At 72.2% G+C, this 25,558-nt stretch carries 25 protein-coding genes; 10 read left to right on the top strand and 15 right to left on the bottom strand.

Features of this window, described 5'->3' with window-relative positions; translation table 11 throughout:
- Nucleotides 1-26: 26 nt before the first annotated feature.
- Both AC0VY3_RS27630 and AC0VY3_RS27625 read left to right on the top strand, forming a co-directional pair.
- The gene (locus AC0VY3_RS27630) at nt 27-350 is read left to right on the top strand and encodes an STAS domain-containing protein (protein ID WP_003966237.1); all 324 of its coding nucleotides are present in this window, start codon (nt 27-29) and stop codon (nt 348-350) included.
- 221 nt (nt 351-571) lie between these two features.
- Nucleotides 572-3,091, top strand: coding sequence for an ATP-binding protein (locus tag AC0VY3_RS27625; protein ID WP_475550851.1), 2,520 nt, complete (start codon nt 572-574; stop codon nt 3,089-3,091).
- 64 nt (nt 3,092-3,155) lie between these two features.
- Here AC0VY3_RS27625 and nucS read toward each other — a convergent pair whose 3' ends face one another.
- Nucleotides 3,156-3,827 carry an endonuclease NucS gene (gene nucS / locus AC0VY3_RS27620; RefSeq protein ID WP_030079290.1) on the bottom strand — a complete coding sequence of 224 codons (672 nt, stop codon included), beginning with the start codon at nt 3,825-3,827 and terminating at the stop codon, nt 3,156-3,158.
- Between the two features lie 272 nt (nt 3,828-4,099).
- Here nucS and AC0VY3_RS27615 point away from each other — a divergent pair, with 272 nt between their 5' ends.
- Nucleotides 4,100-4,492 (top strand): SCO5389 family protein, encoded by a 393-nt coding sequence (locus AC0VY3_RS27615; RefSeq protein ID WP_006127608.1) that lies wholly within the window; start codon nt 4,100-4,102, stop codon nt 4,490-4,492.
- 133 nt (nt 4,493-4,625) lie between these two features.
- On the opposite strand, the gene AC0VY3_RS27610 is transcribed toward AC0VY3_RS27615, so the two are convergent.
- Entirely contained in the window at nt 4,626-5,675 is a 1,050-nt protein-coding gene (locus AC0VY3_RS27610; protein ID WP_475550850.1) for an LLM class flavin-dependent oxidoreductase, read from the bottom strand.
- Nucleotides 5,676-5,886: 211 nt separating this feature from the next.
- On the opposite strand from AC0VY3_RS27610, the gene AC0VY3_RS27605 reads away from it, so the two are divergent.
- Nucleotides 5,887-6,216, top strand: coding sequence for a hypothetical protein (locus AC0VY3_RS27605; protein ID WP_030079288.1), 330 nt, complete (start codon nt 5,887-5,889; stop codon nt 6,214-6,216).
- Between the two features lie 89 nt (nt 6,217-6,305).
- On the opposite strand, the gene AC0VY3_RS27600 is transcribed toward AC0VY3_RS27605, so the two are convergent.
- The 7 genes from AC0VY3_RS27600 to mce form a co-directional block, all read right to left on the bottom strand.
- Nucleotides 6,306-7,157: an ABC transporter permease gene (locus AC0VY3_RS27600; protein WP_475550849.1), complete on the bottom strand. Its 852-nt coding sequence runs from the start codon at nt 7,155-7,157 to the stop codon at nt 6,306-6,308.
- Nucleotides 7,154-8,299, bottom strand: a complete 1,146-nt coding sequence (locus AC0VY3_RS27595; RefSeq protein WP_475550848.1) for an ABC transporter ATP-binding protein — start codon at nt 8,297-8,299, stop codon at nt 7,154-7,156. The genes AC0VY3_RS27600 and AC0VY3_RS27595 overlap by 4 nt, the downstream gene beginning before the upstream one ends.
- Before the next feature lie 139 nt (nt 8,300-8,438).
- A complete protein-coding gene (locus tag AC0VY3_RS27590; protein ID WP_103507880.1) occupies nt 8,439-9,218 on the bottom strand; it encodes an ABC transporter permease in 780 nt (259 codons plus the stop codon).
- A 5-nt stretch (nt 9,219-9,223) separates the two neighbouring features.
- Nucleotides 9,224-10,219, bottom strand: a complete 996-nt coding sequence (locus tag AC0VY3_RS27585; RefSeq protein WP_103507876.1) for an ABC transporter ATP-binding protein — start codon at nt 10,217-10,219, stop codon at nt 9,224-9,226.
- 78 nt (nt 10,220-10,297) lie between these two features.
- Entirely contained in the window at nt 10,298-11,236 is a 939-nt protein-coding gene (locus AC0VY3_RS27580) for a coiled-coil domain-containing protein (RefSeq protein ID WP_030079278.1), read from the bottom strand.
- Nucleotides 11,237-11,420: 184 nt separating this feature from the next.
- Nucleotides 11,421-15,314, bottom strand: coding sequence for a polarized growth protein Scy (gene scy, locus AC0VY3_RS27575; protein ID WP_475550847.1), 3,894 nt, complete (start codon nt 15,312-15,314; stop codon nt 11,421-11,423).
- Nucleotides 15,315-15,513: 199 nt separating this feature from the next.
- Nucleotides 15,514-15,942 (bottom strand): methylmalonyl-CoA epimerase, encoded by a 429-nt coding sequence (gene mce / locus AC0VY3_RS27570; RefSeq protein ID WP_103511468.1) that lies wholly within the window; start codon nt 15,940-15,942, stop codon nt 15,514-15,516.
- 164 nt (nt 15,943-16,106) lie between these two features.
- Between mce and AC0VY3_RS27565 the strand changes: the two genes are divergently transcribed.
- Nucleotides 16,107-17,282, top strand: a complete 1,176-nt coding sequence (locus tag AC0VY3_RS27565) for an acetyl-CoA C-acetyltransferase (RefSeq protein WP_103511469.1) — start codon at nt 16,107-16,109, stop codon at nt 17,280-17,282.
- A 45-nt stretch (nt 17,283-17,327) separates the two neighbouring features.
- On the top strand, nt 17,328-18,296 hold the full coding sequence (meaB, locus tag AC0VY3_RS27560) for a methylmalonyl Co-A mutase-associated GTPase MeaB (RefSeq protein WP_181011030.1): 969 nt from the start codon (nt 17,328-17,330) through the stop codon (nt 18,294-18,296).
- Nucleotides 18,297-18,459: 163 nt separating this feature from the next.
- On the opposite strand, the gene AC0VY3_RS27555 is transcribed toward meaB, so the two are convergent.
- A complete protein-coding gene (locus AC0VY3_RS27555) occupies nt 18,460-18,891 on the bottom strand; it encodes a DUF7919 family protein (protein ID WP_475550846.1) in 432 nt (143 codons plus the stop codon).
- A 72-nt stretch (nt 18,892-18,963) separates the two neighbouring features.
- Nucleotides 18,964-19,701, bottom strand: a complete 738-nt coding sequence (locus AC0VY3_RS27550; RefSeq protein WP_475550845.1) for a PepSY domain-containing protein — start codon at nt 19,699-19,701, stop codon at nt 18,964-18,966.
- A 119-nt stretch (nt 19,702-19,820) separates the two neighbouring features.
- On the opposite strand from AC0VY3_RS27550, the gene AC0VY3_RS27545 reads away from it, so the two are divergent.
- Both AC0VY3_RS27545 and AC0VY3_RS27540 read left to right on the top strand, forming a co-directional pair.
- A complete protein-coding gene (locus tag AC0VY3_RS27545) occupies nt 19,821-20,483 on the top strand; it encodes a response regulator transcription factor (RefSeq protein WP_475550844.1) in 663 nt (220 codons plus the stop codon).
- Nucleotides 20,480-21,940 (top strand): sensor histidine kinase, encoded by a 1,461-nt coding sequence (locus AC0VY3_RS27540; RefSeq protein ID WP_103511473.1) that lies wholly within the window; start codon nt 20,480-20,482, stop codon nt 21,938-21,940. The genes AC0VY3_RS27545 and AC0VY3_RS27540 overlap by 4 nt, the downstream gene beginning before the upstream one ends.
- Nucleotides 21,941-21,952: 12 nt before the next feature.
- On the opposite strand, the gene AC0VY3_RS27535 is transcribed toward AC0VY3_RS27540, so the two are convergent.
- From AC0VY3_RS27535 to AC0VY3_RS27520, 4 genes are all read right to left on the bottom strand, one after another.
- On the bottom strand, nt 21,953-22,429 hold the full coding sequence (locus AC0VY3_RS27535) for a MarR family winged helix-turn-helix transcriptional regulator (protein WP_103511474.1): 477 nt from the start codon (nt 22,427-22,429) through the stop codon (nt 21,953-21,955).
- Nucleotides 22,430-22,578: 149 nt separating this feature from the next.
- Nucleotides 22,579-23,340 (bottom strand): AIM24 family protein, encoded by a 762-nt coding sequence (locus tag AC0VY3_RS27530; protein WP_475550843.1) that lies wholly within the window; start codon nt 23,338-23,340, stop codon nt 22,579-22,581.
- Nucleotides 23,337-23,987 (bottom strand): AIM24 family protein, encoded by a 651-nt coding sequence (locus tag AC0VY3_RS27525; protein WP_103511476.1) that lies wholly within the window; start codon nt 23,985-23,987, stop codon nt 23,337-23,339. The genes AC0VY3_RS27530 and AC0VY3_RS27525 overlap by 4 nt, the downstream gene beginning before the upstream one ends.
- The gene (locus tag AC0VY3_RS27520; protein ID WP_103511477.1) at nt 23,987-24,619 is read right to left on the bottom strand and encodes an AIM24 family protein; all 633 of its coding nucleotides are present in this window, start codon (nt 24,617-24,619) and stop codon (nt 23,987-23,989) included. Before AC0VY3_RS27520 ends, AC0VY3_RS27525 begins: the two co-directional genes overlap by 1 nt.
- Before the next feature lie 233 nt (nt 24,620-24,852).
- Here AC0VY3_RS27520 and AC0VY3_RS27515 point away from each other — a divergent pair, with 233 nt between their 5' ends.
- Complete coding sequence (locus AC0VY3_RS27515; RefSeq protein WP_030079251.1) at nt 24,853-25,203, top strand: DUF3817 domain-containing protein; 351 nt, start codon at nt 24,853-24,855, stop codon at nt 25,201-25,203.
- The gene (locus AC0VY3_RS27510) at nt 25,200-25,493 is read left to right on the top strand and encodes an MTH1187 family thiamine-binding protein (RefSeq protein ID WP_030079249.1); all 294 of its coding nucleotides are present in this window, start codon (nt 25,200-25,202) and stop codon (nt 25,491-25,493) included. Before AC0VY3_RS27515 ends, AC0VY3_RS27510 begins: the two co-directional genes overlap by 4 nt.
- Nucleotides 25,494-25,558: the final 65 nt, after the last annotated feature.

Raw genomic sequence — 25,558 nt, 5'->3', positions numbered from 1 at the left:
CTACGGAGCATGACCGGGGAGCGCATATGCACATCAGGGGCGACCACGCCGAGCTGGTCGTCGGGGGCCGCCTCGACGTCCGAAGCGCGGCGGACGCCCGTACGGTTCTGCACTCGGCCGTGGACGACGGAGTCGGCGACCTCGTGCTGGACCTGACCGAGCTGGATTCCTGGGACGCCACCGGACTCGGCGTCATCATGGGGGCCCACCGAAGGGCCGGACGGGCCGGACGCCGTCTCGTGCTGCGCGGCGTGCCGCCGCAGATGCAGCGCCTCCTGGTGGCCACCCGGCTGCACCGCATCCTGGCCATCGAGGGCGGCATCGCCGCGGAGTCACTGCCGCGCGTCTGAGAGGCCGTCCGGACAACCGGGAAAGTCACGCAATCCTCACCGGAACGTGACGACTTGGACGGCGTGGCACCCCGGCGCTTCATGAATACTGTGCCAAGGTCTAGGGTTCGGCCGTCCGCCGAATGAAACCGAACCCATGGGCGGACACCGGACCGGAAGCGACAGCGGGGCGTGCGAGGCCGGAGGGGCAACCACGCACGACGCGTCTGGGGGACTTTGCGATGGACCCGACACACCGGGCACCGGAAGAGTACGGACAGGGCCACGACCGCTCCGGCGGCGACCCCGGCCACCGCCGGCCGTCCCGCGACTCCGGCGGTGCCGACTTCGGCGCGCAGACACCACAGCAGGTCCGCGTCGTCCAGCTGACCGCCGGCGACCTGCTGCTGACGGTCAACCCCGTCGACGGCAGCGAGGTCGAGGCCTGCCCGCCCGGCTCGGGCCCCGAAGCCCCGGTCCGCCGCACCCCCGCCGAACGCGCCGAACACGAGCGCGCCGGCGCACCCCCGGTGCCCGCGGGCCCGCCCGCCCCGCAGCTGCCCCTCCTGGAGCGCGAGGAGGAGCGCGAGCGCCTGGTCCGCCTGCTGGCCCGCGGCCGCAGCGTCCGCCTCACCGGCCAGGCCGGCTCCGGCCGTACCGCGCTGCTCGACGCCGTCGCCGCCGACTGCGCGGACCTGGCCCCCGACGGGGTCGTCCGCCTCAACGGCCGCGGCCGCACCGGAACCGATCTGCTGCACGCCCTCTTCGACACCGTCTACAAGGCCCCGAGCCACCGCCCCGACCGTGACGAACTGCACGCACTCGTCCGGTCCATCGGCGCCGTCGTCACCATCGACGACCTGGAGATCGGCGGAGCGGCCCTCGACGAACTGCTCGCCGCCACCCCCGAGTGCGCCTTCCTGCTCGCCGCCACCCCGGACGTCACCACCCCCGGCGTCGACGCCCACCTGGAGGAGGTGCTCCTCGCCGGCCTCGGCCGTGGCGCCTCGCTGGCCCTGCTGGAGAAGGTCGTCGAACGCCCCCTCACCGAGGAGGAGCGGAACTGGGCGGGCGACCTCTGGTTCGAGTCCGAGGGCCTGCCGCTCCGCTTCGTCCAGGCCGGATCCCTCCTCGTCCAGCGCGACCGGCTGCGCGTGGACCCCGAAGCCTTCGACGAGTACGACTACTTCGAGCCACGCGCGGACGACGCGCCTCCGCCCCTCGAAGCGCCGACCGCCGAGACCCTCGACCTCCCCCTGCCGAGCCTCGGCGAGGGCGCCGCGCCCGCCGAGCTGCTCGCCTCCCGGCTCAGCGAGGCCGCCCGCGCCACCCTGCGCTTCGCCGTCGCCCTCGGCGGCGAGGTGCCCCACCAGGCCCATCTGCCGGCCCTGGTGGGCGACACCCACGCGGACGCCGCGCTCGGCGAACTCGCGGGCTGCGGGCTGCTCTCCCCGGCCGGCCCCCGCTACCGCCTCGCCGCCGGAGTCCTCGCCCAGCTGGTGGCGTCCGGCTACGAGGACGCCGCCGCCGCCCACGCCCGTACCGCCGCCCAGCACTACGCCTGGTGGACCTCGCACCCCTCGGTCACCCCGCGCCGGGCCGTCGCCGAGGCCGACGCGATCGTCGCCTCGCTGGCCCGGCTGGTCCCGGCCGACGAGGCGGGAGCGGCCAGCGCGGCCGTCCTGCTGGCCCGCAGCGCCTCCCCGGCCTTCGCCGCGGGCCTGGGCTGGGGAGCCTGGGAACGGGCCCTCAGGATCGGCCAGGAGGCCGCCAGGATCGCCGGTGAGGTCGCCGAGGAGGCCTACTTCCACCACGAGTTGGGTGTCCTCGCGCTCTGCACCGGCAACCCCGCCCGGGCCCGGACCGAGCTGGAGACCTCCATAGGCATGCGCGGCGCGCTCGCCGACAAGTCCGGGGCCGTCGCCGGGCGCCGCGCGCTCGCCCTGGTCGCGGACCGCTCCGGCGACTTCCCGCCGTTGAACCGCACCTCCACGGGCGACGAGGTGCCCGTCGTACGCCAGGACGCCCCGGGCACGCCGCCCGGCGGGCTCCCGGGGGCGCCGCTGTTCGTCCGGCACCCCGCCGATGAGGAGCCCACCGTCCTCTCCTCGCTGCCGCCCGGCCCGGCCGCGCGCCGCAGCGGCGGACGCCTCGCGGTCCTGGGCGGCGCCCGGCGCAACCTGGCCGCCGCGGGCGCGGGCGCCCTGCTGATCGCGGTCCTCGGCACCGTCGTCACGCTCGGCGTCACCTCGGGCGACGGCGACGAGCCGGACAGCCGCAACGTCACCACCGAGCAGACCGCCACCGAGGACGCCACCGACGACGGCCTGCCCGCCGACGAACCGGACGAGGGCACCGCCCCGGCCGGGGAGACGACCGGCGGCGAGACCTCCGCGACCCCCGGCCCCTCCGGCTCGGCGAGCCCCAGCACGTCCGGCTCGCCGTCGCCGAGCGCGTCCACGTCGGACGGTACGTCGCCGGGGACGGACGAGCCGACGGACGGCGGGAGCAGCAGCTCCTCGCCCTCGCCGAGCGGAAAGCCGACCAAGCCCACCAAGCCGCCGACGACTCCGCCCACCACCCCGCCGACGACGCCGCCCACCGAGACGCCGACGACTCCGCCGACCGAGACGCCCACCGAGGAGCCGCCGGAGCCGCCCCAGGGCTCTTCCTCCGCCGCCGGCCCCATCGAGTCGGCCAGTGCGAGTGCGAGCGCCGACGCCCCGGCGGAGAGCGACGAGCCCACCGAGGCGGCGGCCTGACGCACGGAAGCCGGGTGCCCCCGTGGGGGACACCCGGCTCCGGCCGTACAGCGGTGGACGGCGGTCAGAACAACCGCAGCTTGTCGTCCTCGATGCCCCGCATCGCGTCGTAGTCCAGGACCAGGCAGCCGATGCCGCGGTCCGTCGCCAGCACCCGGGCCTGCGGCTTGATCTCCTGGGCGGCGAAGACGCCCCGGACCGGCGCCAGATGAGGGTCGCGGTTCAGCAGCTCCAGATAGCGCGTCAGCTGCTCCACGCCGTCGATGTCACCGCGCCGCTTCAGCTCCACGGCCACCGTCTGCCCGTTCGCGTCCCGGCACAGGATGTCCACCGGCCCGATCGCGGTGGGGTATTCACGGCGGATCAGGGTGTGGCCCTCGCCGAGGATCTCGATCCGGTCCGCGAGCAGCTCCTGGAGGTGCGCTTCCACGCCGTCCTTGATGAGCCCCGGGTCGACGCCCAGCTCGTACGACGAGTCGTGGAGGACTTCCTCCATCGTGATGATCAGTTTTTCGCCCGCCTTGTTCACCACGGTCCAGACGCCTTCGTCACCGTCGGCGCCCTCCTTCAGGGTGCACGGCGGGGACATCCAGTTGAGGGGCTTGTACGCCCGGTCGTCGGCGTGGATGGAGACGCTTCCGTCCGCCTTCACCAGGATCAGACGGGGGGCGGAGGGCAGGTGGGCTGTGAGCCGGCCCGCGTAGTCCACGGAGCAACGGGCGATGACGAGACGCATGGTCGGCAACGCTACTCGACGACGGGGGCCCGACGCGATTTCCCCATCCGTTGCCTCCTGTCACTCGGTGCGCGTCGCGTCGCGGCGAAGCGGGCTTGCCCCTCTTTGCGCCCCTTCGTTATTGGCCGGTTGTGTTCCCAATCTCCTGGTGCGGCCCCGACTGCGCGCTTAACGTGGAAGCAGGAGGTCGCCGCCCGTGCACGCTGCGTCGTCGCCCCCCTTCCCTGCCCGTAAGGCCCCGGCCACTCTCCGGGGTCGCGAGAGGAGAACCCATGTCGCTCGACGTCTCACCGGCGCTGTTGGAACAGGCCGAGCGAGGCGAGGTCGACGAAGCCGACTTCGTCGACTGCGTCCGGACCTCCCTGCCCTTCGCATGGGAGATGATCAGCTCGCTGGTGGCTCAGCTGAAGGTCGACGGCGGAGAGTTCGCCGACAACCAGACGCCGCCGCCGGACGAGCAGGCACGTGGTCAGCTGCTGCGCGCGCTCGCGAGTGATGCGATACGCGGCGCGCTGCAGCGGCACTTCGGAGTGCGTCTCGCATTCCAGAACTGCCACCGCGTCGCGGTGTTCCCGCTGGACGCCTCGGTCGACGACCGACTGGCCAAGTTCACCTCGGTGAGGGGCCAGTTGCTCAACCAGTCGCCCGAACTACGGGACTGCTGAACGCTTCTGCTGCCGTCCCGGGCCGCGGGAGGTGCAACTGGCTCCGGGGCGGCAGCTCCCGTACCACCGCACCACATGTCCCACCGATGTCACCGAGAACACCCGGTCACCGAGGAACACCGGCATGGCCAGGTCAGGTGAGCAGCGGCAGCACATCGGCGCCCAGCCGCCGCACATTCTCCTCGGTCGCCGCGAGATCGCCCGAGCCCTCCACCAGCAGGGCGAAGCGCGTGATCCCGGTCCGCTCGGCGGTGGCCGCGAGCCGGTCGGCCGCCAGCTGCGGCGTGCCCACCGGATGCAGCCCGCACAGCAGTTCCGTGTACGCGACCGGGTCCCGCATCACGCGGTGCCTGCCGTCGACCGTGACATGGGCGTCGAGCCCCTGGCGCAGCCAGCCGGGCATCGCCTTCACCAGCATCTCCGTGGCACCCCCGGCGCCGTCCGCGATCTGGGCCACCCCGGCGGACACATGTGCGGCCCCCTCCACCACCTCGGGCGGATGGCCGGCCTCCCGGGCCGCCGTACGCCACAGGGCGACCATCTCCGCCTTCTCCTCGTCCCCGCAGTGCATGCCCAGCAGCATCGGGAGCGCCTGCCGGGCCGCGAGCCGCACGCTCTTCGGCGAGGTGCACGCCACGACGACCTCGGGCCCCGCCGCGCCGGGAACCGCGTCGGCCGGCCCCTCCAGCAGCTCGTCCGCGCGCGGCACCACCGCCACCTCGCGGAAGCCGAACCGCTCGCCGCGCCCCGCGACGCGCGCCTCCCGCAGCCAGTCGAGCACCAGGCCGAGTGCCTCGGGGAAGCCGTTCTCGTACGCGTCGAGACCGCCGCCGAACACCTCCAGGTCCACCCACGGACCGCCCCGGCCCACCCCGAGCGAGAAGCGCCCGCCGCTGGTCAGATGCAGCAGCGCGGCCTGCTCGGCGAGCGCGACCGGGTGGTGGCTGGGCAGCACGCTGACAGCGGTGCCGACCCGGATTCTGCGGGTGCGGCCCAGCAGCAGCGCGGCCAGCGTCGTCGCCGACGGGCAGACTCCGTACGGCACGAAGTGGTGCTCGGCCAGCCAGACCGAGTCGAGGCCGCTCTCCTCCGCGGCCTCGGTGGACCGGACGGCCCGGTGCAGGGCCTCACCCGGCCCCTGTCCCGGGAACTGGGCTGCCAGAACGAATGTTCCGATGCGCATCGCCTATTGCCTCCTTGCGGCCGACGCGTTCTCCCCCACTGGCAACAACGTCTGACACGTGCCAAAGGCACGGTCCGCGGAGAAGTTGTTGCGATTTTCCGCTAACTCATTCCACTGCCGGATCGGACCGCCCCGGGGACCCGACGACCACCCCGACACCAGGCTCTAGGCTTGGTCGGACCGTGCCCGATCCGCCCCCGTGAGGTGTCCTGTGTCCCCGCGCCGTAACCGCCCCCGTGGCGGCGAGAGTCCCGACGAACGCCCCGGCACGGCGCCCGGCAGATACGGCGGGGGAGGGGGCACCGAGAGCTGGCAGGGCGAGGAGTGGTCGGTGCGCCCGGTCAGCGGCGCGAGCGCCCAGGGCAAGCGGTACCGCTGTCCCGGCTGCGACCAGGAGATCCCCTCCGGCGTCCCGCATCTGGTCGCCTGGCCCGAGTACGGCGGCATCGACGACCGCAGGCACTGGCACAAGGCGTGCTGGAACGCGAAGGACCGCCGCACCACCCGGGTGCAGCGGTCCCGTAACGCCCCGCGCCACTGAGGTCCCGCGGCCCCACGGACGTACACGAGACCTTGGACGTACGCGAGGACCTGTGCCTACGCGCATGCTCCCGGACCCCGTCCGTGCTCTCAGACGTCGCGCCGGTTCAGTATCGCGAGCGCCCCGACCAGCGCCACGGCGGCCATGCACGCCATCAGCACCGGCGACTCCCAGGCGGACGGACCGGAATCGGTCATCGTCGCGCCGTACAGCGCGCTGAGCTGGTTGGGGATCGAGTATTCGATCAGGAAGCGCTGAAGGCCCCGCAGATCGTCGGCGAACATGAACAGCGCCAGGACCAGCGGCAGCAGCACCACGCCGATCATGATGGTGATCGCGCCCGCCGAGTGCCGCACGATCGCGCCGACCCCGAGCGACAGCAGGCCGAGGGCCGCGATGTAGAACCCGACGCCGAGCGTGGCGTACACCCACTGGCCGGCCGACGCGGCGACGGTGTCGTTCAGGATCAGGGTCTGGAACACCGCCACGACCGTGGCGGTCACCGTCGTGATGACGAAGGTCAGCAGGAAGAAGACGATCGCCTTCGCCGCGAGCACCCGGCCCCGGCTCGGGCAGGCCGTCAGCGTCGTACGGATCATGCCGGTGCTGTACTCGGAGCCGATGGTCAGCACCCCGAGCGTGATCACGCAGATCGAGCCCAGCAGCACCCCGAAGAAGCCGAGGCCCAGGACGGGCTCGCCCGACAGGCCGGCGTCGTTCACCGCGAGCAGCAGCGCGGTGCCGGACCCGATCGTCAGCATCAGCGCGACCATCACGCCGAGCGTCCAGACCGTGGCGCGCACGGAACGGATCTTGGTCCACTCCGAGGCGACCGCATCGCCGAGGGTGGCGGGCCGGATCGGGATCGGCGACTCGTAGGGGCCCGGCAGGCCGGCTTCCGGCGCCTGCTCGTCAGCCTGCGGGGTGGCCGGCGTCGTCATCTGAGGTCCTTGCTGGTCTGCTCCCCGGCCGGGGCGGCGAAGGAGGGCTCGGCGGCGGGTACGGGAGCGGGCCCGGCGTCCCGGTCCGGGCGGACGGGCGGCGGCGGGGCGTACCAGCCCTCCTGCGGCACCTCCACCGGTTCCGGGGGCGCCGGGTCGTCGGCGCCCAGGACATTGCCGTACGTGTCCAGGGGCGGCGGTTCCACGAGGCCCTCCTTGGCGTCGTCCGTCGAGCGGTAGTCCACCAGGCCCTGGGTCAGCCGCATGTACGCCTCCTCCAGCGAGGCCTGGTGCGGCGACAGCTCCCAGAGCCGTACGTCGCACGCGTGGGCCAGATCGCTGATCCGCGGCAGCGGCAGCCCGGTGACCCGCAGGGCCCCGCCCGGCTCCGACAGCACCCGGCCGCCCGCCTCGATGAGCGTGGCCGTCAGCTTCTTCCGTTCCACGGCGTCGTCCTCCGGCACCCGGACCCGGGCGAAGTCGGCGGAGTTGGCGGAGATGAAGTCCGTGACGCTCATGTCGGAGAGCAGCCGGCCGCGCCCGATCACGATCAGATGGTCGGCGGTCAGGGCCATCTCGCTCATCAGATGGGACGAGACGAAGACGGTGCGCCCCTCGGCGGCCAGCGACTTCATCAGATTGCGGACCCAGTGGATGCCCTCCGGGTCGAGACCGTTGACCGGCTCGTCGAACAGCAGCACCTGCGGATCGCCGAGCAGCGCCGCCGCGATCCCGAGCCGCTGCCCCATCCCGAGCGAGAAGCCGCTGGAGCGCCGCTTGGCGACGTCCCTGAGGCCGACGACGCCCAGCACCTCGTCCACCCGGGCCGCCGGGATACCGGCCAGCTGGGCCAGGGACAGCAGGTGGTTACGGGCGGTGCGGCCGCCGTGCACGCCCTTGGCGTCCAGCAGCGCGCCCACCAGGCGCGGGGCGTTCGGCAGGCTGCGGTAGGGGTGGCCGGCGATCGTGACGTGACCCGCGGTGGGGCGGTCCAGGCCGAGGATCATGCGCATGGTCGTGGACTTGCCCGACCCGTTGGGACCGAGGAAGCCGGTGACGGCGCCCGGCCGCACCTGGAAGGAAAGGTCGTCCACGGCCGTCTTCGCGCCGTAGCGCTTGGTCAGGCCGACTGCCTCGATCATTCTCCAGCCCCATCGACTCACTCTGTCGTTCGGGGCTCGGGCCACCCGGCCGCACACCCCCGTAAGAGTTAGGAGGATAACCAGGCGCTGACGGTTCCGGCCAAGTTGCGCACAGCGTGCGAGCGGGCGGTTACGGGCTCTAGGCGTCCCGCTTCTTCAGGACCAGATAGCCGCCGAGCACCGCGGCCAGGACCCAGAGCACCATGATGCCGAGCCCTCCCCACGGACCGTACGGGGCGGGATCGGTGTTCATCGCGTCCGGGACGACCTGCATGATCTTCGAACCGGCCTGGTCCGGGAAGTACCGGGCGACGCTCTTGGCGCCGGGCACCGCCGCGAGGATCTGCGAGACCAGGAAGAAGAACGGCATCAGGATGCCGAGCGACAGCATGGAGCTGCGCAGCATCGCCGCCACTCCCATGGAGAAGATCGCGATCAGCCCCATGTAGAGCCCGCCGCCGACCACCGCGCGCAGGACGTTCTCCGCGCCGATGTCGGTGCCCCGGTCGCCCAGCATGGCCTGGCCGAGGAAGAACGAGACGAAGCTGGTGAGCAGCCCCACGACCAGGGCCAGCACACCGGCCACCGTGATCTTGCTGAGGAGGAAGGTCGCGCGCTGGGGCACCGCCGCCAGCGAGGTGCGGATCATGCCGGAGCTGTACTCCGTACCGACCACCAGCACTCCGAACACGACCATCGCGAGCTGGCCGAGAATGGTCCCGGAGAAGCTGACGAAGGTCGGGTCGAACGTGGCCTGCTCGGCCTCGGAGAGATCGTCGAACGTGGCGTTCAGCAGGGCGCTCAGCGCCACGCCCATCACGACCGTCACCGCGAACGCGGAGATGAGGGTCCAGGTGGTCGAGGAGACCGACCGGATCTTGGTCCACTCCGAGGTGAGAACCGCGGGTACCGATGCCATCGTCGTCACTCGCCCTCGTTGTCGGTGCTGCCCGGCTTGTTCCAGCCCTCGCCCCAGCCCGCGCCCACCGCTGGCGGTTCGGCGGCCGGATCCTGTTCGGAATGGGCGTGGTACTCCACCGAACCGGCGGTCATCTGCATGAACGCCTCCTCCAGCGAGGCCCGCTGGGAACTCAACTCGTGCAGCACCACCTGGTGCCGGGCCGCCAGTTCACCCAGTTCCTCGGTGCTCGCGCCGTCGATCTCCAGGACGCCGCCCGCCGTCTCGACCGCGGTGAAGCCCTCCTGGTGCAGCACGTCGCGCAGCCGCTCCTGCTGCGGGGAGCGCAGCCGCGTGTAGCTGCGGGAGTTCTCGTGGATGAAGTCCGCCATCGAGGTGTCGGCGAGCAGCTTGCCCTGGCCGATCACGATCAAATGGTCGGCGGTCAGCGCCATTTCGCTCATCAGGTGCGAGGAGACGAAGATCGTCCGGCCCTCCGACGCGAGCGCCTTCATCAGATTGCGGATCCAGTGGATGCCCTCCGGGTCCAGTCCGTTGACCGGCTCGTCGAACATCAGGATCTCGGGATCGCCCAGCAGCGCGGAGGCGATGCCGAGCCGCTGGCCCATGCCGAGGGAGAACCCCTTGGACTTCTTCTTCGCCACCGCGGTCAGACCGACCATGTCGAGCACCTCGTCGACCCGGCCGCTCGGGATGCGGTTGCTCTGCGCCAGGCACAGCAGGTTGTTGTACGCGCTGCGGCCGCCGTGCATCGCCTTGGCGTCGAGGAGCGCCCCGATGTACTTCAGCGGTTCCTGGAGTTCGCGGTAGTGCTTGCCGTCGATGCGCACCGTGCCGCTGGTCGCGTGGTCGAGATCGAGCATCATCCGCATCGTGGTGGACTTGCCCGCCCCGTTGGGACCGAGAAAGCCGGTCACGATGCCCGGCCTGACCTGAAACGACAGATGATCGACGGCGACCTTGCTGCCGAACCGTTTGGTGAGTCCCTCGAGCTCGATCATGCGCACACGCTAGAACGCCCGAGCGCCCGGCGCCACCACAAGGGCAGAACCGGGCGCACACGGGGGTACTGCGGGGCGTCAGCGGGTCTGCTGGGCCGGGACGCCGCGGGTGGCGGGCTCGTCCTCCACCGGGGTGCCGGCGGCGGCCACGGCGGCGCCGGTCAGCGTCGCCAGCATCTCGCGGACATTGGTCAGCTGCGCGTTGATCGAGTCGCGGCGGTTGGTGAGCGCCGCCAGCTCGCGCTCCGATTCGCTGCGGATCCGGTCGGCCTTGGCGTTGGCGTCGGCGACGATGTCCTCGGCCTGGCGCTGGGCGGTCTCCACCGTCTGGCGGGCCCGGCGCTCGGCGTCCGTGCGAAGCTTCTCGGCCTCCAGGCGGAGCTGCTCGGCGCGGTGCTCGATCTCGGCGAGACGCTTCTCGGCCTTGGCCTGACGGGACGCGAGGTCGCGCTCCGACTGCTCGCGGCGCTTGGCGAGGTTCGTCTCGAAGTCGGCCGCGGCCTGGGCGGCCTTGGCGCGGGTCTCCTCGAAGAGGGCGTCGGCCTCCTCGCGCTTCTGCTGGGCGTCCTTCTGGGCGTCCGAGCGCAGCGTGTTCGCCTCGCCCTGAGCCTTCTCGACGATCCGGACGCCCTCGTCCTCGGCCTTCGCCTTGCGCTCGGCGGCGAACGACTCGGCGTCGTTGCGCACCTGCTGGGCCGCCGACTCGGCGAGCTCACGGTGCTGCTCGGCCGCGCGACGGGCCTCCTCGCGCAGGTCCTTGGCCTCCTCCTCGGCGAGGCGGAGAATCTTCTCGACACGGGCGCCGAGGCCGGCGTACGACGGCTCCGCGTCGTTTACCTGGGCCTGGGCGTTCTGCGTTTCGAGGTGCAGCTCCTCGATGCGCTTTTCCAGAGAGGTGATTCGGGCCAGAGCACTATCACGGTCGGCGACGAGCTTGGTAATGCGGTCGTCCACCTGACCGCGGTCGTAGCCACGGCGCACGAGCTCGAAGCCGAAGGGGGAGGAAGGGTCACTCATGGGGTTCCTGTCGAATGAGACCGGTGAGGTGATAGAGGGAATCCTAGGGGCCATAGCGGCGTGTCAGCGTGCAGATGCCGGTTTGATCTGGAGAATGACACCCCTTTTGAGTGGCTGACCCCCGGAGTGCTTGCCACTCGAAGGGTTGAATGTCCATGGCGAACCACGGCGCACCGCGGATCGGCTACCGCTCGGACGACTTGCCCCCCGATCGGGTCCCCGCCGCCGCCGGGGCCTTGGCGCCCCCCGCGGAACCGCCGGCCGGTTTCCCGCCCCCGGTCGGAGTCTCGAAAGACTCCAACGCTTCGAGCACGTCCTGGACACGGGAGATCTCCGCATTGATGTCCTCGCGCCTGCGCACCAGGACGTCCAGCTCGCGTTTGCCCTCGTCGACCGTGGCCTTCGCCTCGGCCTCGGCGTCGGCGCGCAGCTTCTCCGCCTCGCGGATCAGCTCGGCCTTCTTGGTCTCGGCCTCCTTCAGCAGCGACTCGGCCCGTTTCACCGCGGCGATACGGACCTTACTCGCCTCCGAATTGGCCTCCGCCATCAGCTCCTTGGCCTTCGCCTCGGCCTCGTCGCGCTGCTCGGTCGCCGCCTTCATCAGGTTGTCGACGCGCTCTCCGGCGGTCTTCATCTGCTCGGACGTCTCCCGGCGGGCCCGCTCGTGCAGCTCCTCGATCTCGCTCTCCAGCCGGGTCCGCAGCTCCTCGGCCCGCTCCCGGATCTGGGTCGCGTCGCGCCGGGCGCCGACCAGCAGCTCATCCGCGTCGGCCCGGGCGCGCTCCACCAGGGTGTTGCCCTCGACGGTCGCCTCCGAGGTGATCCGCTGGGCCTCCTTGCGGGCCGCGCCGACCATCGTGTCGGACTGCGTCTCGGCCTCGGTGGCCGTACGCAGCGCCTCTTCCCGCGCCTTGTTGATGAGCTGGTCCGCCTGCTCGGCCGCGTCCGCCCGGCGTTTCGCCGCCGCCTCGCGCGCCTCGTCCAGCACCCGGTCCGCCTCCTGGCGGGCCTGGGCGCGCAGCTCCTCCGCCGCCGACTCCGCCTCCGCGCGCAGCCGTTCGGCCTCCTCGTGGGTGCGGGCCGCGTGCTCCTGCGCGGAGCCCAGCCGCTCGGCCGCCTCACTGCGCAGCCGCTCGGACTCGGCCGTCGCCTCGGCCAGCATCCGGTCCGCCTTCTCGGTGGACTCGGCCCGGCGGCGGTTGGCCTCCGTGGTGGCCTCGACGACGAGCTGCTCGGCGGCCTGGGCCGCCTCGTTGCGGATGCGTTCGCTCTCGGTGGTCGACTCGCCGATCAGCAGGTCCGACTGGGCCGCCGCCTCCGAACGGATCCGGTTGGCGTCCTGCCGGGCCTCGGCACGGGCGCGCGAGGCGTCCTGCTCCGCCGACGCCAGGGCGTCGGACGCCTCGGTGCGCATCCGCTGGCTGTACTCGGAGGTGTCCGCGCGCAGCCGCTCCGACTCGCCGATCGCCTCGGAGACCGTCCGCTCGGCCAGCGCCTTCGCGGCCTCGGCCTCCTCGTGCGCCTCGCGCCGGAGCCGGTCCGCCTCCTCGTTCGCCTCCTGACGCAGGCGTACCGCGTCCTCGGAGGCCCGGTCCCGCTCCGCGTGCGCGTCGGCGCGGACCCGGTCCGCCTCCTCCTGCGCCTCGGTCCGGGTGCGCTCCGCGACATGCTCCGCCGTCGAACGCAGCCCGGCGATCTCCTCCTCGGCCTGCTCCTGCAGACCCGAGACGGAGTCCCGTACCTGCTGGGCGGTCTGCTCGGCCGCCGAGACCAGCTCGGTCGCCCGGGTGTCCGCCTCCTCGACCAGCCGGTCAGCCTCGGCCTGGGCCTCCTCGACCCGCTTGCGGGCGGAGGCGAGCAGCTCCTCGCTCTGCTCCCGGGCCCGCTCGCGCTCCTGCTCCGCTTCGGTCCTGGCCGCACCGAGGATCTCCTCGGCCTCCCGGCGGCGGCGCGTGGCCTCCTCCTGGGCGGCGGCCAGCGCCTCGGCGGCCTCGGCCCCGACCCGCTCGGCGGCGGCCGCGGCCTCCGCGCGCACCCGGTCGGCGCTCTCCTGGGCCTCGGACTTGAGCCGCTCGGCCTCCGCGGCGGCCTCGCTCCGCAGCCGTACGGCGACGTTCTCGCCCTCGGCACGTGACTGCGAGGCGTCGGCGGCGGCCTCGTCGCGCAGCCGTTCGGCCTCCGCCTCGGCCTGCTCGGTCAGCGCCCGCAGCCGCTCGGCGGCCTCCGCGCGCTGCCGCTCCGACTCCTCGCTCGTCTCGCGGCGGATCCGCTCGGCCTCGGTCCGGGCCTCGCCGAGCACCTCCTCGGCGGCGGTGAGCTTCGCCTCGGCCTCGGTGTGCAGCCGGGTCAGCTCGTCGGCGGCCTCGGCCTGCCGGGCGGCGACTGCGCGCTCGGTCTCCTCGCGCAGCTCGGCGGCGGCGCGCTCGGCCGCCTCCGTGACGGCCGCCGCCTGCTCCTCGGCCTCGGCCCGCAGCTCGTCGGCCTCGGTCCGGGTGCGCTCCAGCGTCTCCTCGGCCTGCTTGCGCAGGGCCGCGGCCCGCTCGGCGGCCTCGGCGCGGATCCGCTCGCTCTCGCCGTTCGCCTTGGTGCGCAGCTCGTCCGCGTCGGAGCGGGCCTTGGTCAGCAGCTCCTCGGCGGTACGGGCGCCCTCCTCCAGCTGCTGGACCGCCTCGCGGCGGGCCTCGCCCCGGATCCGCTCGCCCTCGGCGACCGCCTCGGAGCGCAGCTGCTCGGCCTCGCCGCGCAGCCGGCGGGCCTCCTCCTGGAGCTCGACCGTCTTGGCCCGGTACTCCTTGGTGTCGTCCTTGGCCGCGCCCTTGAGCTCGTCGGCCTGTTCGGCGGCCTCGCCGCGCAGCCGGTCCGCCTCGGCCTCGGCCTCGCGGCGGATCCGCTCGGCCTCCTCGCTCGCCGCCTTGGTGGTCGACTTCGCGTCCTCGGAGGCTTTGGTGAGCACCTCCTCGGCGCTGCGGGCCGCCTTCGCCAGCTGGGCGGCGGCGTCCTCGGCGGCGACCGTACGGGCCTTCTCACCGGCTTCGGCGACCAGTCGCTCCGCCTCGGCACGGGCGTCGGCGAGGGCCTGCTCGGCCTCCTCCTTGAGCGCCTCGGTGCTCTGGGTGGCCTCGCCGACCAGCCGGGCGATCTCCGACTTGGCCGTACGGGTGCGCTGTTCGTTCTGCGACTCGGCGGCGGCCAGCTGCTTGGCGGCGGCCTCCTTCGCCTCGGAGAGGACCTTCTCGGCCTCCAGGCGGGACTCGCGCAGCCGGGTCTCGGCCTCCGCGAGGCGCTGCTCGGCGGTGCGGTTCAGCTCGGCGGTCTGCTGGCGGGCCTGGTCGGTCTCCGCGGTGGTGCTGGAGCGCAGCTGTTCCGCGTGGCTGGTGGCCTCCTGCGCCTGGGCTGAGGCGGCCCCGAGCAGGCGCTCGGCGTCCTTGCGGGCACGCAGCAGGATCGCTTCGGCTTCGGCCCGGGCGGTCTCGGTCTCCGAACCGGTCCGCCGACGGGTCTCCTCGGCCAGCCGGGCGGCCTCGTCGCGGGCGGCGGCCAGCGCCTGCTCGGCCTCGGCGCGGGACTCCTCCAGCAGCCGGCGGGCCTGCGACTCGGTGCGGGCGCGCAGCTGTTCGGCCCAGGCGACGTTCTCGTTGACGTGCGACTCGACGGTCTGGCGGCGCTCCGCCAGCTCCTGGTCGAGCCGCTGCCTGCGCTGGACGGCCTCGGTGTGCAACTCGGCCTGGAGGCGCGCCTGGTGCTCGGCGTGCTCCTGCAGGATCCGCTGTGTCTGGGCCCGGGCCTCGCGCAGCTCGCGCTCGGCGTCGCTGCGCATCTGCTCGGCCTGGACCTGCGCGTTCCGCAGCATCTGCTCGGCCTGGTAACCGATGTCCGCGCTGTCGTAGGCGGGACGGGTCGCGAGATTGCGCCGGGCTTCGTGCAGCTTGGCACGCAAGACCTCGACCTGGTAACCGAGGTCCTCGGCGTGCTGGACGGCCTTCTCCCGGTCGGTCTTCAGCCGGTCCATCTCGGCTTCGAACCGCGAGAGATGGTCGTCTTCAGCTCGGTGGCTCTCCTGGCGTTCGTAGCCCCGCACTGCGCGGTCCCATCCTTCCCCGAGCTCTCACACTCTTCGAGCAGGGGAGACCCCAACCCTGGTCGCAACTCTGCACACGGGGGCCCGCCGACGAGCGGTCCCCCGGGGAATGGTGACAGACGAACGACGAGGACGCGGTACGGCCCCGACCCGGCCCCGGCCCGGAACCGCCCACTCTACCGGGCCGGGTATGCGGGGGTCAGTGCTCCGCCCTGCTCGTGACCAGTTCGGTGAGGACGCCGTGGCAGTCCTTGGGGTGCAGGAAGGTGATCCGGGACCCCATGGACCCCGTCCTGGGCTCGTCGTACAGCACCCGGACGCCCTTTTCGCGGATGTCCGCGGCGTCCCCGTCCACATCCTCCGTACCGAAGGCGATGTGGTGCACGCCTTCCCCGTTCTTCGCCAGCCACTTGCCCACGGCCGAGTCCTCCCGGGTCGGCTCCAGCAGTTGGAGGTACGAAGCCCCGCCGTCCGAGGTCTCGTTGATCTTGAGCATCGCCTCCCGGACGCCCTGCTCCTCGTTGATCTCGGAGTGGAACACCTCGAACCCGTACGTGGCACGGTAGAACTCAACCGTCTTGTCCAGGTCGAAACAGGCGATCCCGATGTGGTCGATTCGCGTCAGCATGAATCCAGTGCAGCGCCCCCGCCATGGTTACGCAACGTGCGCGCCGTCACACCGGTAGCCGGATGACGGGCGCGGGACCGCTCAGTACATTCAGGTAAACCCTCGTTCACATCCGATCCCAAGGGGCCGTGCCCATGCCAGCAACGACCGGTACCACCACCTCAGTGATCGTCGCGGGCGCCCGGACGCCCATGGGCCGTCTCCTCGGCTCCCTGAAGAGCTTCTCCGCCGCCGAGCTCGGCGGCGTCGCGATCAAGGCCGCCCTGGACCGGGCCGGCATCGGCGGTGATCAGGTCCAGTACGTGATCATGGGCCAGGTGCTCACGGCCGGCGCGGGCCAGATTCCCGCCCGGCAGGCCGCGATCAAGGCCGGCATCCCGATGAACGTCCCCGCGCTCACCGTCAACAAGGTGTGTCTCTCCGGCCTCGACGCCATCGCGCTGGCCGACCAGCTCATCCGCGCCGGGGAGTTCGACGTGGTGGTCGCGGGCGGCCAGGAGTCCATGACCAACGCCCCGCACCTGCTGCCGAAGTCCCGCGAGGGCTACAAGTACGGCGCGATCGAGATGCTGGACTCGATGGCGTACGACGGTCTCACCGACGCGTACGAGAACATCCCGATGGGAGAGTCCACCGAGAAGCACAACGGGCGTCTCGGGCTCGACCGCGCCGCCCAGGACGAGATCGGCGCGCTGTCCCACCAGCGGGCCGCCGCCGCCCAGAAGAACGGCCTCTTCGAGGCGGAGATCACCCCGGTCGAGATCCCGCAGCGCAAGGGCGACCCGGTCCTCTTCGCCCAGGACGAGGGCATCCGCGCCGAGACGACCGTGGAGACCCTCGGCAAGCTGCGCCCCGCCTTCGCCAAGGACGGCACGATCACCGCCGGCACCTCCTCGCAGATCTCCGACGGCGCCGCGGCCGTCGTCGTGATGAGCAAGGCCAGGGCCGAGGAGCTGGGCCTCGACTGGATCGCCGAGATCGGCGCCCACGGAAACGTCGCGGGCCCCGACAACTCCCTGCAGTCGCAGCCGTCCAACGCCATCGAGCACGCCCTGAAGAAGGACGGCCTGACCGTCGACGACCTCGACCTGATCGAGATCAACGAGGCGTTCGCCGCCGTCGCCGTCCAGTCCATGAAGGACCTGGGCGTCACCTCGGACAAGGTCAACGTCAACGGCGGCGCGATCGCGCTCGGCCACCCCATCGGGATGTCCGGCGCCCGGGTCGTCCTGCACCTGGCGCTGGAGCTGAAGCGGCGCGGCGGCGGCACGGGCGCCGCGGCGCTGTGCGGTGGCGGCGGCCAGGGCGACGCGCTGATCATCCGCGTTCCGGGCAAGTAACACCCGTAACGGTCACGAGGGCGAGAGATCGAGGGATACGGAGCGGTGAACGTGGACGTGGACGTCCCCACGCTGGTCGAACAGGCGCGAGCAGGCAGGCCGCGTGCGGTGGCTCGGCTGATCTCGCTGGTGGAGGGGGCGTCCCCGCAGCTGCGGGAGGTGATGGCCGCGCTGGCGCCGCTGGCGGGCCACGCCTACGTCGTCGGGCTCACGGGCTCGCCCGGCGTCGGCAAGTCCACCTCCACCTCGGCCCTGGTCACCGCCTACCGCCGGGCGGGCAAGCGGGTCGGCGTCCTCGCCGTCGACCCGTCCTCGCCGTTCTCCGGCGGCGCGCTGCTGGGCGACCGGATCCGGATGGCGGACCATGTCTCCGACCCGGGCGTCTACATTCGCTCCATGGCGACCCGGGGCCACCTCGGGGGCCTGGCCTGGTCCGCCCCGCAGGCCATCCGGGTGCTGGACGCGGCGGGCTGCGACGTGGTCCTCGTCGAGACGGTCGGCGTCGGCCAGTCCGAGGTGGAGATCGCCTCCCAGGCCGACACCTCCGTGGTGCTGCTCGCCCCGGGCATGGGCGACGGTATCCAGGCGGCCAAGGCCGGAATCCTGGAGATCGGCGACGTCTACGTGGTCAACAAGGCGGACCGCGACGGCGCGGACGCCACGGCCCGCGAGCTGAACCACATGCTGGGCCTGGGCGAGTCCCGGGGCCCCGGCGACTGGCGGCCCCCGATCGTGAAGACGGTCGCGGCCCGGGGCCAGGGCACGGACGAGGTCGTCGAGGCGCTGGAGAAACACCGGGCCTGGATGGAGGAGCACGGCGTCCTCGCCGAGCGCCGCACCGCCCGCGCCGCCCACGAGGTCGAGACGATCGCCGTCACCGCGCTCCGCGAGAAGATCGCCGACCTGCGCGGCGACCGCCGTCTGCACGCCCTGGCCGAGCGCATCGTGGCCGGGAGCCTGGACCCGTACGCGGCGGCGGACGAGCTGGTGGCGGGGCTGACGGGGAGCGCCTGAGCTCCTGAGCACGTGTTGACGGCCCCGGGGCGGCGTGGGCGCCGCCCCGGGGCCGTTCTCGCGTACGGGCCCGGCGCGCCCACCGCCCCCGTCCTCGGGGCAGAGGCGGGTGCCCGGGGCCGTGCCCGGCCGCCGTGGGGCGACCGGGCGCCGTCCGAGGGTGCTACTCGACCAGACTCAGCGGTCCGGGCGCATCGATTCCCGCCGCTCCGACCGCCGCACGGCAGAATCCCTCGGGCGGGCGGTAGCGGTGCGCGGTGATGTAGTGGATGACCAGGTTCGGAGCGGCGTAGACGGTTCCGTCCTCCCCCGTCACCCGGATCTCCGCCGAGCCGAGCCATACCCGGGTGTCCCCGTTCGGCCCGCCGGAGACGGAGACGGAGACGGAGACCCGGTCCGTGTCGCAGAACTCGCACCTGTGAAAGCCGCGCATCTGGTTCTCGTAGGCGGAGCTGAGGATCACCAACGCCTGCACCACCCGTTCGTCCACGACACCGGTGCCGTATCCGTGGTGGGGATGCAGCCATCCGACGTTGAGCAGGGCACGGGGTGACTCGTCGTAGGAGTACGGTGACAGATCGGGGTAGTGGCTCATGTGCTGTCCCTCAGCGTCGCAGGTCGCAGTGGTACGGGGCCCCTGCCGCGCTCACGGGCGCTGGGCGGTGGTTCAGTCGTCGTCGCCGCCCCGGCCGTCACGGTCGCCGTCCCGGTCATCGCGGTCGTCACGGTCGTCACGGTCGTCGCCGTCGTCGTCGCGGTCCACGGTGACCTTGCCGGTCTTCGCGTCGACCCGCAGTTCGTGCTGCTTGCCGTCCTTGCCCGTGATGTCGACGTCCCAGCGCAGGACGTTGCCCCGGCCGCCGTTGTCGTCATCGTCATCGTCGTCCAGGTCGATCGACGTGACCGTGCCGGGCGCGGTCTTCAGGGCCTGGGCCGCCGCCTGGTTCAGGGTGACGGCGGCGGAGCGGGGCGCGTGGCGGTCGCGGTCGTCGTTGTCGTCGTCGCGGGTCTTCAGGACCTTGCCGGTGGCGGCGTCCACTGTCACGTCGTGCCAGGTGCCGTCGGAGCCGCGGATGTCCAGCTCCCAGACCGCCCGGCCGCCGTGGTCGTCGTCGTCATCGTCCAGCTCGGCCTCGGTGACCGTGCCCGGGACGCTCTTCAGGGCGGCGGCGACGGCCTGGTCGAGGGTGATGCGGGTGCTCTTCGCGGCGGCCGGGGCACGGTCGCCGGAAGCGGCTGCCGTGCGGTCGTCGGAAGCGCTGTCGTCGGCGCGGGTCACGGTGCCCGCGCTCCTGGTGGACGTGCGCTCGCCGTCGCCGCTGTCCGCGAGGGCGACGGTGGCGGCGGTGGTGCCGCCGATGAGAACGGCCGCGGTGATCGCTGCGATGGTGACGTTGCGCTTCATGAGGTTCCTCCCCGAGAGCTGCTGTGCTGTTCGACGGGTTCCACACTGCCGGGGCGATGCTGAACGCAACCTGAAGCCACCTGAAGCCTTCTTCAGGTGGAGTTTGCGAGGCTGTGCGCATGCGCCTGTTGATCGTGGAGGACGAGAAGCGCCTCGCGGTGTCCCTGGCCAGGGGACTCACCGCCGAGGGCTTCGCCGTGGATGTCGTGCACGACGGGCTCGAAGGGCTGCACCGGGCGAGCGAGGGCGGCTACGACCTGGTGATCCTCGACATCATGCTGCCCGGCATGAACGGCTACCGCGTCTGCTCGAACCTGCGCGCCGCCGGACACGAGGTGCCGATCCTCATGCTGACCGCCAAGGACGGCGAGTACGACGAGGCCGAGGGCCTGGACACCGGCGCCGACGACTATCTGACCAAGCCCTTCAGCTACGTCGTCCTCGTCGCCCGGGTGCGCGCCCTGCTGCGCCGGCGCGGGGCCGGAACCGCCGCGCCCGTCCTGACCGTCGGCTCCCTGCGCATCGACACCGCCGCCCGCCGGGTCCACCGCGGCGAGGACGAATACGCCCTCACCGCCAAGGAGTTCGCCGTGCTGGAGCAACTCGCCCTGCGCGCCGGGCAGGTGGTCAGCAAGGCGGAGATCCTGGAGCACGTCTGGGACTTCGCCTACGACGGCGACCCGAACATCGTCGAGGTCTACATCTCCACCCTGCGCCGCAAGTTGGGCGCCGCCTCCATCGTGACGGTGCGCGGCGCCGGCTACCGGCTGGAGGCGGCGTGAGGTCCGTCCGGGCCAGGGCCGCCCTCGGCGCCACCCTGGTCGTCGCCGTCGCCCTGGTCGCGGCCGGACTCGCCGTCCTCCTCGTCCTGCGGGCCAACCTGATCGACCAGGCGGACCTCCAGGCCGAGGTGGCGGCCCGCGAGGCGGCCGGACAAATCGCCACGGGCACGCCGTACGAGGACGTGGAGCTGGACGACGAGGAGGACCACCCGGTCCAGGTGACCGACGAGGAGGACCGGGTCGTCATCGTCTCCAAGGACCTGCGGGCCGTCACCGGCACCGGCGCGGGCGGCGTCACCCCGGTGCCCTCGGCCTCGGCGGGGGCCACCCCGTCACCCGGCGACGACGACGGCGACGACGGGGACGACGACGGGGACGACGACGGGGACCGCAGCCGGCCGGGCCGGGGCGAGGTCTCCTCCGACGACCCGGACTTCTCCGACGGCACCGCCACCGTGGGCCGCACCACCGCCGACTACCGCTTCGCCGCCGTCGAGGCGACCACCCCCGACGGCGTCACCCTCACCGTGTACGCGGGCGCGCCGCTCGCCGCCGAGCAGGAGGCGGTGAACACCGTGCGCGGGGCCATGCTCACCGGGCTGCCGCTGCTCCTGGTCGTCGTCGCCGGGGTGACCTGGCTGGTGACCCGCCGGGCCCTGCGGCCGGTCGAGGGCATCCGCCGCGAGATGGCGGCGATCACCGCGTCCGAGGACCTGGCCCGCCGGGTGCCGGAGCCCGGTTCGCGGGACGAGATCGCCGCGCTGGCCAGGACGACGAACGAGACGCTGACGGTCCTGGAGGCGTCCGTGGAGCGACAGCGCAGGTTCGTCGCGGACGCCTCGCACGAACTGCGTTCCCCGATCGCCTCGCTGCGCACCCAGCTGGAGGTGGCCGAGGCCCACCCGGAGCTGCTGGACCTGCCGGGCGCGGTCGCCGACACCGTACGGCTCCAGGTGCTGGCGGCGGACCTGCTGCTGCTCGCCCGGCTGGACGCGGGGGAGAAGCCCGGGAGCGCGACGGTGGAGCTGGGCGCACTGGTCCGGGAGGAGGTGTCGCAGCGGGCCGGGGACCGCATCGCGGTGCGGGTGGAGGTGCCGGAGGGCGGCGCGTTCGAGGTGAACGGGTCGCGCGGGCAGTTGTCCCGGGTGATCGGCAATCTGCTGGACAACGCCCAGCGGCACGCCGAGGCGAGCGTCGCGGTGTCGGTGGCGGCCGACGGGCGCGGTGTGCGGGTGGAGGTCCGGGACGACGGGGCCGGTGTCCCCGACGAGGAGCGGGAGCGGATCTTCGAGCGGTTCGTCCGGCTCGACGACGCCCGCAGCCGGGACGACGGCGGGGCCGGTCTGGGCCTCGCCATCGCCCGGGACGTCGCCTCGCGCCACGGCGGCACGCTGACGGTGCACCGGGCGGCCGAGGGCGGTGCGGCCTTCCGGCTGTGGCTGCCCCGCCCGTCCTGAGGCGCCTCGCCGCTACGGCTTGCCGCGCTTGCCGCGCAGGTGTTCCGCGATCGGGGTCAGCGCGGCGTGCAGATCGGCCAGCGCCTCGGGGGACAGCAGGTCCATGAAGTGCTGCCGCACCGAGTCGACGTGGTGCGGGGAGACCTTCCGCATGGTCTCCGCGCCGTGCTCGGTGAGGACCGCGAACAGCCCGCGCCGGTCCGACTCGCAGTGCGTACGCCGCACCAGACCCGCGGTCTCCATGCGGGTGATCTGGTGCGAGAGCCGGCTCTTGGACTGCAGGGTGGCGGCGGCGAGGTCGCTCATCCGCATCCGCTGGTCGTCCGATTCGGAGAGGTTGACCAGGATCTCGTAGTCGTTCATGGTCAGGCCGAACGGCTGGAGGTCCTTCTCCAGCTGGTGCATCAGCAGCCTGCTGACGTCCAGGTGGGTGCGCCAGGCGCACTGCTCCGTGTCGCTCAGCCAGCGGGTGGCCGTCTCGGTCTCCATATATGGATTCTACCTAAGAAGTTGAAAGCCGGACGAGATGGGGACGTGTGACGACCGGCACCCCCGGCTCGCCGGAGTGCCGACAGGCCGGTCGGCAAGCACCGACGGCTGGGCGCAGACGTTCGACGTCACACTCCGCAGACTACCGCTCACAACCCGAAGCGACGCTGGAGGTCCCCCAGCTGGCCGGGCATGCGCGGGCCGGATCCGGGATGACCGCCGCCCGGAACACCCGGCTCGTCGGGCACCGCACCGGTCGCCTGCTCCGCCATCAGCGCCTCGGTCGACTGCATCAGCACCGTGCCCGCCCCGACGAACTCGAACTGGTGCTCCTCGCCCGACGCCCCGCCGATCCCCGTGAACGACCGGATCCCGCCCATCACGCCCGTCATGTAGCCGTGGTCGTAGTGGTGGCACGGCGAGGGGCAGTCGGCCCAGCCCACCAGCGCCTGCGGATCCACCCGCAGCGGCGGCTCCATGAAAACCACCGGCCCGTTCGACGCGGCCACGAACTTCCCCGTACCGATCAGCGTCACGAACCCCGGCACGATCGACTGCTTCAGCGCCAGCGACGGCTGGTACGCCAGCAGATTCCCGGACCGGATGGTGAGGTTGCCGTCCTCCAGGTCGAAGGAGTTCACATCGAACGCCCGGTCCGCCAGCAGCATCTTCCCGCTGCCCTCGGCCACCACCCAGTCGCTCGCGTGCAGCGGCGAATGGAAGCTGGAACGCACCAGCCGCTCGAACCGGCCGTGCCCGATGCCGTCGAAGTCGATCTGCCCGTAGTAGGCGATCATCTTGCCCTTCTGCAGGAACCACCGGCTCCCCTTGAGCTCCACGCAGAAGGTGTAGGAGTTGACGTTGTCGTCCGACGGCAGCGTCATCGGTTCGAAGACCACGGGCGTGCTCAAAGCTTCTCCTCCGACGCCTGGACGTACACCGCACCACTGCCGCTCAGCTCCAGCTGGAACGCCTCGCCGGAGCCCCGTCCCACCATGTCCCGCCAGCCGACCGCCGTGGACAGCTTGTTGCGGACCTCCCCGTGGTGGGCGACGTACGCCTGCGGGTCCACATGGACGTCCCGGCCCGGCGTGATCGGCAGCTCGATCACCCCGCCGTGCGCCATCACCGCGACCGCGCCGTGCCCCTTGAGGGTGGTGGTGAACAGGCCCTGGCCGGTCACCTGGCCGCGCACCATGCCCATCACCCCGCCCTGCGAGCCCATGAACATCGTGCCCTGCTGGAGCGTCCCGTCGAACGCCAGCAGCCGGTCGGCCTCCACGTACAGGGTGTCGCCGGACAGATTGATCACCTGGATGTGGTGGCCGCCGTGGCCGAACATCACCGTGCCCGCGCCCTCGACCGTCATCAGCGGTGTCGCCTCGCCCGCCACCCGGCGGCCGATCATCGACGCGAAGCCGCCCTGGCCGCCCTGGATGTTCGGGGTGAAGGACACCTCGCCCCGGTACGCCAGCATCGCGCCGCGCTGACTGAACAGCTTCTGGCCCGGGGCGAGCGTGGCCTCGACCATCTTGGAGTTGATCTCCCGGAACGGCATCAGACATCGCCTCCGACGGTGTTGCGCTCGCTGGGCTGTACGTAGACCAGTCCGTCGCCCTCGAAGCGGATCTGGAACGCCTCGCCGGATCCCTCGCCCATCAGCGTCCGGAAGTTCACGCCCGACTGGAAGCTCTGCTGGAGCCGGCCCTGATGGGCGATGTACGCGCCGGGGTCCACCATCAGCGGATACTGCGGCGACACCCGCAACAGCACCGCCGTGCCGTCCGACATGATCGCCGCCTGCCCGGTGCCCTCCACCGTGGTGGTGAACAGGCCGTTGCCGCTCGCCCCGCCGCGCAGCCCGGTGAAGGTGGTGCCCGTGCGCAGCCCGGCGTCGGTGGCCAGCAGATTGCTCGCCTCCACGTACAGCTTGTCGCCGTGCAGCGCGACCAGGTTGATCTCGCTCGCCCGGTCGGCGAAGTAGCAGGTGCCCTGCCCGGACACCTCCATCACGGTCATCTGCTCACCGGTCAGCCGGCGGGTCACCATGCCGCGGAGCCCGTCACCGCCGCCGGTCATCTTCTTGAAGGTCATCCGGCCGTCGTACGCGACCATCGAGCCGTTCTTCGCCTTGACGGAATCGCCGGCCAGATCGACGGCGAGCGTCTTGCTGCCTTGGAGTCGGAACATCGCCACGCGACGACGTTAGCCCTCCACGCCGCACCCCGGCCAGATTCTCCGGAACCGTTACGCCCCTGATGCTCCCCTGATGCGCACCCGGACCGGCCCTGATATGCGGCGATACGCCCGCCCGCGGCCGGGGCGGAACCCGGCGACGGGGGCGTACCGGCGCGATGCCACAATGGGAGCGGCTTGTGCCTGGGTTCACAAGCCCTCGCGACCCTCCCACCGAAGGTGCCTTCGTGGACATCAAGACCGCTTCCGCCCTGCACCGGCTGCGCCTCATCTCGCTCCCCGAGGCGCTCTCCTTCCCGGCGCTGCTCATTTTCGGCTCGCTGCTCATGCGGGTCTCGGACATCGACTTCCTGATGCCGCCCCTCGGCGCGCTGCACGGCCTTCTCTTCACGATCTACGTGCTGTTCCTGCTGGACGTCTGGGTCAAGGCCAAGTGGCCCCTCAAGCGCGTGGCCCTGTTCTTCCTCCTCGCGGTCATCCCCTTCGGCGGGCTCTACGGCGACAAGCTCCTCAAGCAGTACGAGGCCGACGGTGTCATCGCCGCCCGCGCCCGCCGCGAGGGCACGGTCAGCGCATGATCGTCGCGTTCTCGGTCTCCCCGCTCGGTGTCGGTGAGGACGTCGGGGAGTACGTCGCCGACGCCGTGCGCGTCGTCCGTGAATCCGGGCTCCCCAACCGCACCGACGCCATGTTCACCTCCATCGAGGGGGAGTGGGACGAGGTCATGGACGTCGTCAAGCGCGCCGTGGCCGCCGTCGAGGCCCGCGCGGGCCGCGTCTCCCTGGTACTGAAGGCCGACATCCGGCCCGGTGTCACGGACGGTCTGACCTCGAAGGTCGAGACCGTGGAGCGTCATCTCGCCTCCTGACGCACCGTCGCGCGGGTCCGGCCCGCGTTCACCCGAAAAGCCCCCGGCACCACACGGCCGGGGGC

Source organism: Streptomyces sp. iso_384, assembly GCF_056172905.1.
Note: the sequence above shows the minus strand (reverse complement) of the source record. Positions and strands in the feature narration are given on the sequence as shown.

What these genes read in the sequence shown, in the direction of transcription:
- AC0VY3_RS27610 (WP_475550850.1), bottom strand. Translation starts at nt 5,675, where the DNA reads ATGCGCATCGGAACATTCGTTCTGGCAGCCCAGTTCCCGGGACAGGGG.
- mce (WP_103511468.1), bottom strand. Translation starts at nt 15,942, where the DNA reads ATGCTGACGCGAATCGACCACATCGGGATCGCCTGTTTCGACCTGGAC.
- AC0VY3_RS27625 (WP_475550851.1), top strand. Translation starts at nt 572, where the DNA reads ATGGACCCGACACACCGGGCACCGGAAGAGTACGGACAGGGCCACGAC.
- AC0VY3_RS27590 (WP_103507880.1), bottom strand. Translation starts at nt 9,218, where the DNA reads ATGGCATCGGTACCCGCGGTTCTCACCTCGGAGTGGACCAAGATCCGG.
- AC0VY3_RS27630 (WP_003966237.1), top strand. Translation starts at nt 27, where the DNA reads ATGCACATCAGGGGCGACCACGCCGAGCTGGTCGTCGGGGGCCGCCTC.
- AC0VY3_RS27580 (WP_030079278.1), bottom strand. Translation starts at nt 11,236, where the DNA reads ATGAGTGACCCTTCCTCCCCCTTCGGCTTCGAGCTCGTGCGCCGTGGC.
- AC0VY3_RS27600 (WP_475550849.1), bottom strand. Translation starts at nt 7,157, where the DNA reads ATGACGACGCCGGCCACCCCGCAGGCTGACGAGCAGGCGCCGGAAGCC.
- AC0VY3_RS27545 (WP_475550844.1), top strand. Translation starts at nt 19,821, where the DNA reads ATGCGCCTGTTGATCGTGGAGGACGAGAAGCGCCTCGCGGTGTCCCTG.
- AC0VY3_RS27595 (WP_475550848.1), bottom strand. Translation starts at nt 8,299, where the DNA reads ATGATCGAGGCAGTCGGCCTGACCAAGCGCTACGGCGCGAAGACGGCC.
- AC0VY3_RS27550 (WP_475550845.1), bottom strand. Translation starts at nt 19,701, where the DNA reads ATGAAGCGCAACGTCACCATCGCAGCGATCACCGCGGCCGTTCTCATC.
- AC0VY3_RS27525 (WP_103511476.1), bottom strand. Translation starts at nt 23,987, where the DNA reads ATGCCGTTCCGGGAGATCAACTCCAAGATGGTCGAGGCCACGCTCGCC.
- AC0VY3_RS27535 (WP_103511474.1), bottom strand. Translation starts at nt 22,429, where the DNA reads ATGGAGACCGAGACGGCCACCCGCTGGCTGAGCGACACGGAGCAGTGC.
- AC0VY3_RS27585 (WP_103507876.1), bottom strand. Translation starts at nt 10,219, where the DNA reads ATGATCGAGCTCGAGGGACTCACCAAACGGTTCGGCAGCAAGGTCGCC.
- AC0VY3_RS27615 (WP_006127608.1), top strand. Translation starts at nt 4,100, where the DNA reads ATGTCGCTCGACGTCTCACCGGCGCTGTTGGAACAGGCCGAGCGAGGC.
- AC0VY3_RS27520 (WP_103511477.1), bottom strand. Translation starts at nt 24,619, where the DNA reads ATGTTCCGACTCCAAGGCAGCAAGACGCTCGCCGTCGATCTGGCCGGC.
- AC0VY3_RS27555 (WP_475550846.1), bottom strand. Translation starts at nt 18,891, where the DNA reads ATGAGCCACTACCCCGATCTGTCACCGTACTCCTACGACGAGTCACCC.
- nucS (WP_030079290.1), bottom strand. Translation starts at nt 3,827, where the DNA reads ATGCGTCTCGTCATCGCCCGTTGCTCCGTGGACTACGCGGGCCGGCTC.
- AC0VY3_RS27510 (WP_030079249.1), top strand. Translation starts at nt 25,200, where the DNA reads ATGATCGTCGCGTTCTCGGTCTCCCCGCTCGGTGTCGGTGAGGACGTC.